This is a genomic window from Corallococcus llansteffanensis, assembly GCF_003612055.1.
Lineage (GTDB): Bacteria > Myxococcota > Myxococcia > Myxococcales > Myxococcaceae > Corallococcus > Corallococcus llansteffanensis.
In genome coordinates, this window is record NZ_RAWB01000295.1 from 1 (window position 1) to 12,472 (window position 12,472).

The window sequence follows — 12,472 nt, forward strand, 5'->3', positions numbered from 1 at the left end:
GTGTCTGCCCAACCCTCCGCCCGGAGCCACGCGAGGTCGGCCAGCGTCGACTTGCTCCCGGGAAGAACCACCAGCTCCACGTCTCCCAGGTCCGCCGGATGCTCCACGTACCTCAACTCCACGCCGGGCTCACCGAGCAGGGGCACGAAATCCGAGAAGTTCGACAGGTGCGGCAGCTTCACCACGGCGACGCGCACCCCGGGCACCTGCCCGCTGGCGGCGCCTTCGTCTGGATGGGGGAGTGCGAGGAGGTCCTCGTCCTTGAGGCGCAGCCCGGGAAGGACCGGGATGACGCCCAGGCAGGGCAGGCCACTGCGCTCCTCCAGCAGACGGACCCCCTCCGTGAAGTACGCCGGGTCGCCCGCGAACTTGTTGATGACGAACCCCACGAAGCGCGCCTTGTCGGCCTGGGAAAGGAGCGCGAACGTCCCGAGCAGCGAGGCGAAGACGCCTCCCCGCTCGATGTCGGCCACGAGGATGCACGAGGCCCCCGACATGCGGGCCACGGAGAGGTTCGACAGATCCTCCTCCGCCAGGTTCAGCTCCGCCGTGCTCCCGCTTCCCTCCAGGACGAGCGTGTCGTATCGCGCCGCCAGCTGCTCGTAGCCCTCCCGGATGACCTCCCGGAGCCGCGCTCGCCTTTCGTCGGGTGACAGCGGGTCGAGCTCCGGAGCCATCCTCCCACGCACCACGAGCTGCGCACGCCCACCGGCCCCCGGCTTGATCAGCACCGGGTTCATGCTGGACTCGGGCTCGGCCCCCGCTGCGAGCGCTTGCTGGGCCTGGGCCATGCCCATCTCTTCTCCCGCCGCGGTCACCCACGAGTTCAGGGCGATGTTGACCGCCTTGAAGGGCGCCACCGCCCGTCCCTGGCTGCGCAGGTGGCGGCACAGTGCGACAGCGAGCAGGGACTTGCCGACGTTCGACGCGGTGCCGAGCACCATCCAGCGAGAGGTGGCCCTCATGGCGCGGACTGCACGGTGGAACCCTCGGTGCCGAGCAGCGCCTTCAGGTCGAACGGACGGTAGACATTCAGCTTGCGGGTGCGGACCGGCTGGCTGTCCAGCGGGAGTGGCTTCAGGGGTTCATTGCCCTGCAGCTCCAGGGCCTGCACGGTGTACATCCCACCGCTCTCGACCAGCAGGCCATGGCCCGCCGAGTCCGCTGCCGCGAGGTGGAAGCCGGAGTTGGTATCCACCTCCCAGGCCGCGCGCAGCATCCCGACATCCCAGCGGGACCGCTCCGGAGTGCGCTCGGAGGCAAGGCTCGAGCTGACCAGCACCGCGTCGACTCCCGACTTCGCCAGCGCCGTCGAGATCTCGGGGAACATGAAGTCCCACCCCGAGACGGCGGCGACGCGCGCATGGGGCAGGTCGATGAGCTCCGGCGACCTGCCCGTGCCGGGCGTCGTCCCATTGCCGTGGATGGGTTGAATCAGCCGTGGCGGGAGCTTCGGCCGCAGCAGCAGCAGCGACTCCCGGGGCGCGGCCCCCTTCGGCGCTTCATTCACGGTGGTCACGAGGAGCTGGAGCCCCCGCTCCTCCACCAGCTGCTGCCAGCGGAGCCACGGCCCCTGGCACCACCAGCACGGAGCCTCGGGCGAAACGGGCTCGGCGGCGATGCCCAGCGCCGGGAGCACGAGGACGTCCACCGCTTGCGTGCCCCAGCGCGCCTGCACCTGGTCCAGGTTCTCCCCGGCGTTCGGCGAGGGCACATAGGCCAGGCTTCCCACCACGGTCTTTCCCGCGGGCGGCAGGTCCGCGGTACAGGAGGCAGGCGCCCCCGGCTGCCAGCAATCATTGGCAATCGCCTGATAGGCCTCCGGCCGCCGGTACACCACGGAGTCCGTCGTGTTGCCCGCCCTGCCAATCCGCTCCGCGGGGATCTTCACCGTGGCGTAGAGGATCTTGCCCCCGGGCGGGGACGTGTCCTTGGCCTCATAGGTGAGGAGCACCTGTCCACGGGGGTCGGTCACCATGGAGGGCCCGTCATTCATGTCGTAGTGATACGGGGGCGTGTAACGCGTGTCTTCTTCCTGCCCCCACCGGTTCGTGACCACCATCCAGACGCCGTTCTCGCGGCTGCGCGTCCGCCAGATACGGCCCTGCCCGGAGTCGCCCCACCAGTTCGCGGGTGCGACCATCACATCCACGCCATGCAGGGTCGCGATGCGAATCCAGTCTGGCAGGTACGTGTCCGAGCAGATCACCATCGCGATATCGCCAAACTCGGTGGGAATGATGTCGAACGGCAGGTCTCCGCTGCTGTTCCAGTCCGCCATCCCGCGCTTGCGCTGGACGCGCAGGAACTCCTTCGGGCCAAAAGTGACCGCGGCGTTGTACAGCGCACCGTCCTCGGCGGTCTCCGCCAGTCCGACGACGACGTAGCCGGAATGGCGGGCCGCCAGCTCGCGCAGGGGCTGCAGCTTCGCATAGGGCATTCCCAGCCCGAGCGAGCTCCGGACCTGCTCCGCGGTGATGGAATAGCCTGTCGTCGCGAGCTCCGGCGCGATGACGATGTTCGCTCCTTTCGAGAACGCCTCTTCCGCCAGCCGCGAAATGCTGGCGATGTTCTCGTCGAGCGCGGCGAGCTGGGGGTCCATGTGGAGGAGCGCGATCCGGGCCGTCACGTCCGGTGGGCCGGCGGGCGGGCCTCTCTGCTTCGATGAGCACCCCGGCACCACGGTCACCCAGACGCACAGCGCCGCGACGACTGCGAGCTGTCTCATGGCTCCCCCTGCTGAGCGTGCCTGCCTTCGTCATGAAGGCCGCGGGGAGTGATTCTATCGCAGGGTGCGAGGGACGAACACGACCTGGCCGGCGTTCGTCACGCCGCGATCCATGTCCACGTCGAAGAGGGCTCTCAGCAGGTCCTCACGGAGGATCTCGCCGGCGGCGCCCTGGGCCAGGACAGCGCCCTGCTTGAGCAGCAGCACGCGATCCGCGCAGGCCAGCGCGAGGTTGACGTCATGGAGCACCACGACCGCGGCCATGCCGCCGCGGACGCGCTCCCGCAGGTGCGCGAGCAGCTCCACCTGGTGCTTCAGGTCCAGGAACGCAGTGGGCTCGTCGAGGAGCATCAACCTCGGAGCCTGGACGAGGGCCCGGGCGAGCAGCAGCAGACGCCGCTCACCGCCCGAGGTCGCCATCACGCTGCGCGAGGCCAGGTACTCGATCCCCAGCTCCCGCATGACTTCCCGCGCCTTCTGGAGGTCACCACTGGAAGGAAGTCCCCACAGGCCGAGGTAGGGGCTTCGGCCCATGAGCACCAGCTCCAGCCCCGTGAAGCCCATGGAGGTGTCCACGTACTGGGGCACCCACGCGAGCACCCGGGCGAGCTCGGCGCGGGGGATGGCGGCGAGGTCCCTGCCGTCAATCCGTACCGTGCCCGCGCTCGGGCGTGCCATGCCCATGCACGCCCTGAGCAACGTGCTCTTCCCTGCCCCGTTCGGGCCAAGAATGCACCACAGCTCGCCCGGCCTGACCTCGAGGCCCACTTCGTGAAGCACCCTCTGCTGCCCCTGGTGAACGTGGAGGTGCTCGACCTGCAGCAGAGGGCTCGTCATCGTGGGAAGGCCGGGATCCCTCACCTCCGCTCAGTTCCCGAGCAGGGAGGCCAGGTCGAACGCGTAGTAGGAGTTCAGGAACTTGAGCCGCACGAACGACGAGTCAAGGTCCAGGGAGCCCGCGGGCACGGACGCGTCCAGCTCCTCCATGCGGCTGATGTAGCCACCGCCGTTCTCGATGAGGACGCCATTGCCCGTCCAGTCCGACGCGGCCACATGGAACACCTCGTTGTTCCGCGTCGTCCACAGGTTGCGCAGCGCGGCCACGTCCCAGAGATAGCTGGCGGCGAAGCTTCCTTCCAGGACGGTGTTGACGCCCACGGACGAGGAGATGAGCAGCAGGTCGATGCCAGACTTCGCCAGGTGCGTGCCCGTCTCGGGGAACAGCGCGTCACGGCCGGTGAGGATGCCCACGCGGCTGTGGGGCAGATCCAGCACGACGGGTTCGGCCCCGCTGCCGAGCGCGGTCAGGGAGTTGTGGATCTGCGGCTTCACCTGGGCCTGCGCGCCACTGCGCACGAGCAGCAGCGACTCACGGAGCTGCGGCGAACCGGGCACCCGCTCGTGGATCGTCGTCACGAGCAACGAGATGCTCTTCTCGTTCACGAACTGCTGGAGCGACAGCCACGGCTCGGCGGCGCGCCAGCCCGAGGTGTGGGTGTTGACCGGGGCCAGCGATACTCCCAGACCGGGGAGCACGACCACCTCCGCCCCGGGGGCCTGGGTGGCGTACAGCTGGCGGATCTTCTGCACGTTCGTCTGGGCGTTCAGCACCGGGCGGAAGGCCAGGGTCGCGACCCGGGTCGTCCCCGTGGGTGGCAGGCCCGGCGCCTCCACGTACTCGATATCCCGCCGGTAGTAGTTGTTCGCGATCTCCCCGTAGGCCTCGGGGCGGCGCTGCGACACGCTGTAGGCGGGGTTGAAGGCCGTCCCGATGCGGCTCGGTTCCACATTCACCGTGGAGTACAGGATCCGGGTCTGCGGCACCGCGTCGTCCTCGGCACGGTGGATCAGGGTGATCTGCCCATTCGGCTTGATGACGGCCGACGGCGCATCGTTCATGTAATACGTGTAGGGGAAGCCGTAGCGGGTATCCACCTCCGTGCCCCAGCGATTGGCGGCCAGGAACCAGACGCCGTTCTCCCGCGCGCGGGTCTGCCAGATGGTCTCCATCCCCGAACCCCACCAGTTGGAGGGGAGCAGCACGATGTCAGCGCCCTTCAGGGTGGCGATCCGGATCCAGTCCGGCAGGTACGAGTCCGAGCAGATCATCGTCGCGAGCTCGCCATAGGGCGTGGTGATGACATCGAAGGGCAGCACCCCGCGGTCATGCCAGCCGGAGAGCCCTCGCTTCTGCTGCGTCTGGACGACGCCCGTGGGCCCGAAGATGACGGCGGTGTTGTAGATCTTCCCGTCGAGCGTCTTCTCCGCGATGGCCACGGCGACGTAGCCCTGGTGCTGGATCGCCAGGTCCCGGATCTGGCTCAGCTCCGGATACGGCGCGGTGAACCCGAGCCCGTCGATCACCTGCTGCTGGGTGATTGAAAAGCCGGTCGTCGCGAGCTCCGGCGTGACGATGATCTTGGCGCCATTCGCGAAGGCCTCGGCGACCAGCGTGTTCAGCGTCGCGACGTTGGCCGGGGCGTTGCCCAGCTCCGGGTTCGAATGGACGAGCGCGACCTTGACGGCAACGGCGCTCGCGCTCGTGGGCCAGACGCCGAGGAAGGCCGCTACAAGACAAGCAACCGCGACAACTCTGTTTCTTTTCATAGGCGTTCGCTGGAGGGTCCTGCGGGTGGAAGAATCCCGTGCACGACTCGGACTTCTCTGAAGAATCGGACAGCGGAGATTAGGGCGGCTACTGCGGCCAAAGTCAACGCTGGGTGCTTGCTGCTCTGGCTTGCCAAGCATCCTGAATGGGTTCTAAGCCAGCGCGCTGACTTCGCCGCGCCGCGAGCGGCCCGAGTTCCAGAAAGGCATGCGCATGATGACACCGCTCCTCGACATGACAAGCCTTGAGTGGAACGGATGACGAAGGCTCGCCAGCTCATGCGCGGTGGGGCGCTCGTGCTCACGTGGGCATGCGCCACGGCGCTCGCCCAGGAGACGCCTCCCGCGGAGCAGGCCGCGCCGCCGGTCCGCGAGACGGTGGTCCAGGGCGTCACCCGGGCGCCAGACCGGCCTCGCGAGGACGAGGCGGCCTCCGCCTCCACCATCACGGAGAACCGCACGCCGCGAAGTGGCGAGTCCGTGCCGCAGCTCCTCTCCGAGCTGCCGGGGGTGTCAGTCACCCAACTGGGAGGGCTGGGTTCCCAGGCGAGCATCTCGATCCGGGGTTCGACCCCGAGCCAGGTGTCTGTCTATGTGGATGGGGTGCCCCTCAATTCGATGACCGGTGGAGGGGTCGACCTGGGCGCGCTTCCCCTGGGGGACGTCGAGCGCATCGAGGTCTACCGTGGGATGAGCCCGATCGGGTTCGGCGAGTCGGGCCTGGGTGGCGTCGTCTCCATCACGACCCGCGTGCCGACCGAGGACACGCTCTCCCTGGACGTGGGAGGCGGCTCCTTCGGCACCTGGTCCGCCGGCGCGGCGGGCTCGGCCGTGATGAAGCCCGTGCGGTTGTATGGCGGTGTCCACGTGATGGGCGCGCGCGGTGACTTCGGCTACTTCTCCGACAACGGGACCGCGTTCGATCCAAGCGATGACCGGAACGTCCAACGCCAGAACAACGACTTCCGCCAGGTGGACGGTCTGGTGCGCGGCGTGCTCACGCTGTCCAGGCGCCGCGAGGTGAGAGCCTCGCTGTCCCTCTTCGCACGCAACCAGGGCGTCCCCGGGCTGGGCATCTATGACACCCGGGAGTCGGACCTGTCGACGCTACGGTTGCTGGGGAGCGCGAGCTACGAGTCGCGGGAGGACCTGGGGCCGGGAGGACGCCTGCGCGCGCAGTTCTATACCCTGCTCACGGAGCAGCGCTTCCGGGATCCGCTGGGAGAGGTCGCCCCCATCCCGACGTCCTCGCGTGACACGACGACCACCCTGGGCTCCACCCTGCGGGCGTCCCAGCCTTTCGGGCCCCGGCTGCGGTTCACGGGCCTGCTCGACGGGCGGTACGAGTCCTCCAAGCCCCGGGACCTGCTGGAGGGGCGCGCGAGCGGAACCCCGTCGTCGCGGCTCTTCGGCGCGGCAGGCATTGAAGCCAATGTCTGGTTCCCCTCGCTGAAGCTGGATGTCATGCCCTCCGCGCGGCTGGAGGTGGCCAGGGACGTCGTCTCGGGACGGGACCCCTTCGGGCAGCCGGTGCCTGAGCAGCCGCCCATCACCCGCACCTTCCCGGTGCTGCGGCTCGCCCTCATCGCGCGGCCGTCCGAGCAGCTGGCCATGCGGGCGAACCTCGGCCGATATGCGCGGCTGCCGTCCTCGACGGAGCTGTATGGCAATACGGGCTTCCTCCTCGGCAACCCGAAGCTCCAGCCCGAGTCGGGCTTCAACGCGGACCTCGGCACGACGCTGGCTCGGCCCCTGGGGCCCTTGCATGTGAATCTCGACGCGGCCGTGTTCGGCGCCCTCGTCGACGACCTCATCCAGTTCCAGCAGAACGCGCAGGGTCAGGCCCGTGCCATCAATATCGGGCAGGCGCGCATCCTGGGCACGGAGCTTTCGGTGAGCGTGAGTGCGTACCGCCACCTGAGCTTGCGCGCGCAGGGCACCTTCACGGATGCCCTGGATACCTCGAACGTGGCCGCGAGCCGGGACCGGCAGTTGCCCCTCCGGCCCCGCTTCCAGACCTACAGCCGGCTCGAGCTGGAGAAGCTACCGCTCGGCCGGTTCAGGGTCGGCGCCTACGTGGACGGGCACTTCACGGGCGGCAACTACCTCGATCCGGCCAACCTGGTGCGGGTCTCTTCGCGCCTGCTCTTCGGCGCGGGCGGCTCCATCTCGTTCGAGCCGCAGCGCCTGCGGCTCGTGCTCAGCGCCCAGAACCTCGGCAACTCCCGCGTGAATGATCTGGTGGGCTTCCCGCTGCCCGGCCGTGCTTTCTTCGCGACCCTGAGCTGGTCCCCTCCCCTCCACTCCCAGAGCAAGGCAGAGCGTGATGCGTCATCGAATGAGGAAGCGTTGGTTCCGAGCGTGTCGTAGCTGGGCCCTCGCGGCGCTCGTGGGAGCCGGCTGTGGCGACACAGAGGAACCAGGAGGAGGCGGCGCGGAGGAAGGCCTCATGGTCCTCGCGAGTGACTACCGGTCCGTCTCCCTCTCCCTCCTCGACTCGGAAGGGATGCTGAGCAGGGACGACTGCATCAACTCGGGGACCCGAGCGCCCGCGCTGTCACAGGCTCTGTCGGGAGACGTGGCGCTGCCCTCCAACCCCCAGGCAGGGCACGAGGTGCTGCTCATCGACCGGGGCAACGCCGCGCTGACGTGGGTGGACCCCCGGACCTGCCAGCCGCTCCGGCAGCTCGCGGTAGGCACCGGGTTCGCCGCGAACCCGCATGACGTGGTGTCACTCGGCGCGAACAAGGCCTACGTGACACGGTACGAGCGGAACAACGCTCCCACACCGGCCCTGGAGGACTTCGATGAGGGGAATGATCTGCTCATCATCGACCCGTCGGTGCCGAAGATCCTGGGGCGCATCGACCTGCTGGGCACGTCACCTGATCCGAGCGTGCTGCCCCGGGCCGACCAGGCCCTCCTCGCCGAGGGAAGGGTCTACGTCTCGCTGAATGCCCTGAGCCCGAGCTTCCAGTCAGGCTCCATGGGAAGGGTGGTCATCATCGATCCGGGCTCGGACACCGTCGTGGGGTATGTCGACATTCCTGGCAAGAAGAACTGCTCGACGATGACGTACCTGGCTTCGACGAAGACGCTGTGGGTCTCATGCGCTGGCGTCTTCAGCGACGGCGCGCAGCAAGCCAATTACTCCGGGCTCGTGGCCATCGACCTGGGAGCCTCGCCTCCGGCGATCAAGGGCGTGGTGGACGCCTCCGCGTTCGGGGGCCGCATCTTGCTGGGGAAGAGTGCCATCTTCAGCGAGCAGGAGATCTTCGCCATCACCGCGGGCGATTTCTCCGGCTCACCGCCGGATCAGTTCTGGACCCTCGGGCTCTCCAGCTCGCAGGCGACCCGGTTGTTCGAAGCCTCCGAGTCCTTCGTCCTGGGAGCAAGCCTCGCGGACCTCCAACGCAAGCGCATCTTCCTGACGGACGGCACCGCGTCAGCGCCGCGCATCCACATCTACGATGCGAGCACGCCGGGCACCGTGCGGGAGGTCTCGTCCTTCAACCCGGGCCCGTCGCTCGGCCTGCCTGCGCGGGACATCAGCCGGTACTGAGGGGGTTGCGGAGTCACCAGGCGTAGGCCTGCGGCGCCTCGCCGCCGGGCCCGGGCCAGATTTCGTCGAGCTTCGCCACCAGGCTCTCGCTGAGCTCCAGCGTGAGCGCCCCCAGGTTCTGCGCCAGCTGCTCGACCGTCCGAGGGCCGATGATGGCCGCAGTGACATTGGCGTTGCGCAGGACCCAGGCAAGCGCGACGTCCGCGGCGCTGTGCCCGGCCTCGCGGCACAGCTCGTGGAACGCGGTGAGCTGTCCTCGATGCTGCTCGGCGATGCGCTGCACCCAGCTGTCCGCGCGGCGCCCGGGGGAGGCGCCGGTCGGCGCTCCGGCCAGGAGGCCCCCTCCTAGCGGGCTGTACGCCAGCAGCGCCATCCCGAAGCTGCGACAGCACGGCATGACCTCGAGCTCGAGCAGGCGCCTGCGCAGGTTGTAGACGCTCTGCTCCGAGACGAACCCGGGCAGCTCGCGCTGCTGGCTGAAGCTGCCGGCGCAGGCGATGTCCCACGCGGCGAAGTTGCTGCTTCCCGCGTGCTGGATCTTGCCGTCCCGCATCAGGCGCGCCAGGGCCTCCATCAGCTCGTCCCAGGGACAGGCGCGATCGACGTGATGGACCTGGAACAGCTCGATGCGGTCGGTCTTCAGGCGCCGCAAGCTGGCGTCGCACGCCTGGGCGATGTGCCGCGCGGTCAGCCGTGGCTCGTCCGGCGCACGAAACACCTTGGTCGCCAGCACGATCTGGCTGCGCCGGTGCGGCGCGAGCGCCAGCCAGTTCCCGAGGATGCTCTCCGAACGCCCCTCGCTGTAGGCCTCGGCTGTATCGATGAAGTTGATGCCGTGGTCGAAGGCCTGGTCGAGGATCAGGAAGGCCTCTTCCTGGGACGTGTGCAGTCCGAAGTTCACCGTCCCCAGGCAGAGCCGGCTGACGGAGAGCGCAGTGGAGCCGAGCGTGCGATGGTCCATGGCCTAGAACGGCGGCGGCGCCGCCATGAAGTCGTTGTGGTGATAGCGGTCGGTCCCTCGGACGAGGATCGACCGCAGGTAGTTGAAGCCCGACTTGACCTGGACCTCGTCGAACCGGACTGCCGGCGTGCTGAACCGCAGGGCGTAGCCGATGCGCGGGCTGGCGCTCATGTTCCCCTCCGAGCCGTGAAACAGGTATCCAGAGAAGAACGTCACCTGGCCAGGGGCCATCTCCAGATCGGCGATCGGCAGCGACAGTGCGGTGGGGTCCTGAAGCTGGGTGTCATGCGGCACGGTCCGGTGCGAGCCCGGAATCATCCGAAGGCAACCGTTACCGCGATCACTCGCGCTGAGCGCGATCCACGCCGTCAGGTGGATGTCGCGATTGAGGACAGGCCAGTACACCGCGTCGCAATGCCAGGGGACGCGATCCTCCGAGAACGGCGGCTTGTACCAGAAGTGGCTCGCCCACAGCACCAGATCGGGTCCCAGCACGGAGGAGATGCGGTCGAGCAGCGCGGGCGTGGTGGCCAGCTCGTACGCCCAGCGGTGCTTGAGGTGGTAGCCGGACAGGTCGTGGGGCTCGGGCTTGCCGCCGCTCGCGGCCAATGACTCGTCAAAGCTCGCCCGGTAGCGGTCGATCGCGGCGCGCTCGAGGAGTGAGATGGGCTCGGCATACCCCATGCGCGCCAGCTGTGCAGGCAACATGTCGTCCATCCTCCGCTACGCGTCATTTCCTGCCAGGACGGCGGGGCGTGCGCAAGCCGTGTCACTGGCGTCGGGGACCAACGTCTCGATGTTTCGGATTGAAGGAATCCGGTACGCGAACACGACCAGCGCGATGGCTGCCAGACCCACGAAAAGGAAGATCGCGCTCATCCCGGAGCCGGGGCCCGTTCCGACGAGCCGGGACAGGATGGGCACTCCGCCCGGAGCGAGCGCCGGCTCCAGCACGTAGTCCGCGAGCGGGCCCGCGATCAGCATGGCGACGGGAACCATCGCGTCGACCACGATGCGCCGGGCGGCGAAGATCCGACCCTGGGCATCAGCGGGGATCTTCGATTGCCAGATCGCCTGATTGCACCCGTGCAGGATGGGAAACAGGAAGGAGGAGAGAAAAGACGCAACCCGCCAGATCATGGGCGTCTGGCCCAGGCCGAGGAGGAGCTGGCCGAACACGCCATTGAGCAGGATGGCCCACAGGATTCCGTGGATGCGCCTTCGCGGCCCGCCCCAGATGCCGGTCACGATTCCGCCGGCGATTCCCCCCATGGCACCGGCGACCATGACCGATGCCAGGACCGGCTCCTGTCCACCCGTCCGGGCCAGGACCAGGGCAGGCAGGAGGATCCCGAACATGCCCAGGAAGTTATTGCCCGCGAGGACGAACAGCAGGCCGATGAGGCTCTTGCTGGCGAAGATGGTCCGGAAGCCGTAGGTCGCCTCGTCCAGGAGACGTGGACGCGCTCCGCCGACGGCCGCCAGCGCGCGCCCGGGAATCCGGACGAAGAGCAGGAGCGCGACGGCGAACGCAAAGCTCGCGACGTCGAGCGCGAGGATGCCGTGCAGGCCGATGGCCGAGTACAGCGTCGCCGCGATCACCGGAGCGAGCAGGCCCGAGAGCGAAAACGACAGCGACATCAAGCCACTGGCGCGCGCGTAGGCCTCTTTCGGCAGGAGCACCGTCACCACGCCCAGATACGCGGGCGTCTGGAATGCCACGAAGGCGCCGGTCAGCAGCTTGGCGACGTAGAGGTGCCAGGGCTCCAGCCCGACGCTCCTGTCGACGTACAGCACGCCGAGAATCACCGCACCGACCCCCAGATCGGCCACGGCCATCGCCCACCGCCGGTCCAGGCGATCCACCAGGGCGCCGGCCAGCGGGCTGACCAGGACGACGACGCCGAACGAGCACATCTCGAGCGTGGTGATGGACACGGCGTGCTGCGTCTTGCTCCACAGCCATACGGTGATCGCGAAGCTGCCAACCCCGGTGCCGAGCGTCGACACGAGCTGTCCAAGCCAGATTGCGAGGAAGGACGTCGGCAGTCGAAGCACGACAATGGAGGTTAATCGGTTATTTCAGGCGGGAGAAACGACATCCGAGCGAGCAGTGGCGGACCCTGCGAGTCATCGGACCAGGCTGGCTGGCCTGCGGGCAGGATGACGGGGCGTCCCCTGCGGCCCAGGGCGGGTCCTGCGCTTCCAGAAGGCCCCTTTTCGAAGTTCTTGCGACGACGCGGCCGGCTCGATATAGGGGCGGGGCTTCACGGCCAGGTAGCTCACCTGGTTAGAGCGGCGGTCTCATAATCCGCAGGTAGTCGGTTCAAGTCCGACCCTGGCCACTGCCCCGTCCCCGGGTTCTCCTGGGGACGGGGCATCGTTTTTTCCGGCCAGAGCGTCCCCGGCACGTCCACGTCCGAAAACGGCCAGACAGCCCCGTTGCCCTGTGGGAGCTTGGCCCCATGAACGGCCTGGACCCCGCCGCCTGCTACCGCGCGCTGACGACGCGGGATACCCGCTTCGACGGGCGCTTCTTCACGGCCGTGAAGACGACGCGCATCTACTGCCGCCCCGTCTGCCCGGCCCGCGCCCCCCGCTTCGAGAACTGCAC

General features: G+C 68.3%; 10 protein-coding genes and 1 tRNA gene. 4 read left to right on the forward strand and 7 right to left on the reverse strand.

The window, feature by feature from the left end; all coding sequences use genetic code 11:
* The 4 genes from D7V93_RS25195 to D7V93_RS25210 all read right to left on the reverse strand — a co-directional run.
* Nucleotides 1-965: cobyric acid synthase (locus D7V93_RS25195; RefSeq protein WP_147451311.1), on the reverse strand; the 965-nt coding region annotated here is incomplete at its 3' end.
* The gene (locus D7V93_RS25200; RefSeq protein ID WP_120645824.1) at nt 962-2,728 is read right to left on the reverse strand and encodes a nitrilase-related carbon-nitrogen hydrolase; all 1,767 of its coding nucleotides are present in this window, start codon (nt 2,726-2,728) and stop codon (nt 962-964) included. The genes D7V93_RS25200 and D7V93_RS25195, both read right to left, overlap by 4 nt.
* Nucleotides 2,729-2,782: 54 nt before the next feature.
* Nucleotides 2,783-3,565, reverse strand: a complete 783-nt coding sequence (locus D7V93_RS25205; RefSeq protein WP_120645825.1) for an ABC transporter ATP-binding protein — start codon at nt 3,563-3,565, stop codon at nt 2,783-2,785.
* Nucleotides 3,566-3,595: 30 nt separating this feature from the next.
* Nucleotides 3,596-5,335 (reverse strand): nitrilase-related carbon-nitrogen hydrolase, encoded by a 1,740-nt coding sequence (locus tag D7V93_RS25210; RefSeq protein WP_158623850.1) that lies wholly within the window; start codon nt 5,333-5,335, stop codon nt 3,596-3,598.
* A 258-nt stretch (nt 5,336-5,593) separates the two neighbouring features.
* On the opposite strand from D7V93_RS25210, the gene D7V93_RS25215 reads away from it, so the two are divergent.
* Both D7V93_RS25215 and D7V93_RS25220 read left to right on the forward strand, forming a co-directional pair.
* Nucleotides 5,594-7,705, forward strand: a complete 2,112-nt coding sequence (locus D7V93_RS25215; protein ID WP_120645827.1) for a TonB-dependent receptor — start codon at nt 5,594-5,596, stop codon at nt 7,703-7,705.
* Between the two features lie 79 nt (nt 7,706-7,784).
* Nucleotides 7,785-8,897 (forward strand): YncE family protein, encoded by a 1,113-nt coding sequence (locus D7V93_RS25220; RefSeq protein ID WP_120645828.1) that lies wholly within the window; start codon nt 7,785-7,787, stop codon nt 8,895-8,897.
* Nucleotides 8,898-8,910: 13 nt separating this feature from the next.
* Here D7V93_RS25220 and D7V93_RS25225 read toward each other — a convergent pair whose 3' ends face one another.
* Genes D7V93_RS25225 through D7V93_RS25235 form a run of 3 tightly spaced genes read right to left on the reverse strand, consistent with a single transcriptional unit; the run spans nt 8,911 to nt 11,916 of the window.
* Nucleotides 8,911-9,858, reverse strand: a complete 948-nt coding sequence (locus D7V93_RS25225) for an aldo/keto reductase (protein WP_120645829.1) — start codon at nt 9,856-9,858, stop codon at nt 8,911-8,913.
* A 3-nt stretch (nt 9,859-9,861) separates the two neighbouring features.
* Nucleotides 9,862-10,566, reverse strand: coding sequence for a phytanoyl-CoA dioxygenase family protein (locus D7V93_RS25230; protein WP_158623851.1), 705 nt, complete (start codon nt 10,564-10,566; stop codon nt 9,862-9,864).
* 15 nt (nt 10,567-10,581) lie between these two features.
* A complete protein-coding gene (locus D7V93_RS25235; RefSeq protein WP_279636946.1) occupies nt 10,582-11,916 on the reverse strand; it encodes an MFS transporter in 1,335 nt (444 codons plus the stop codon).
* Between the two features lie 213 nt (nt 11,917-12,129).
* Between D7V93_RS25235 and D7V93_RS25240 the strand changes: the two genes are divergently transcribed.
* Nucleotides 12,130-12,203 (forward strand) — tRNA-Ile (locus D7V93_RS25240).
* Between the two features lie 120 nt (nt 12,204-12,323).
* The coding region (locus D7V93_RS25245; protein ID WP_279636947.1) for an Ada metal-binding domain-containing protein at nt 12,324-12,472 on the forward strand (149 nt) is incomplete at its 3' end.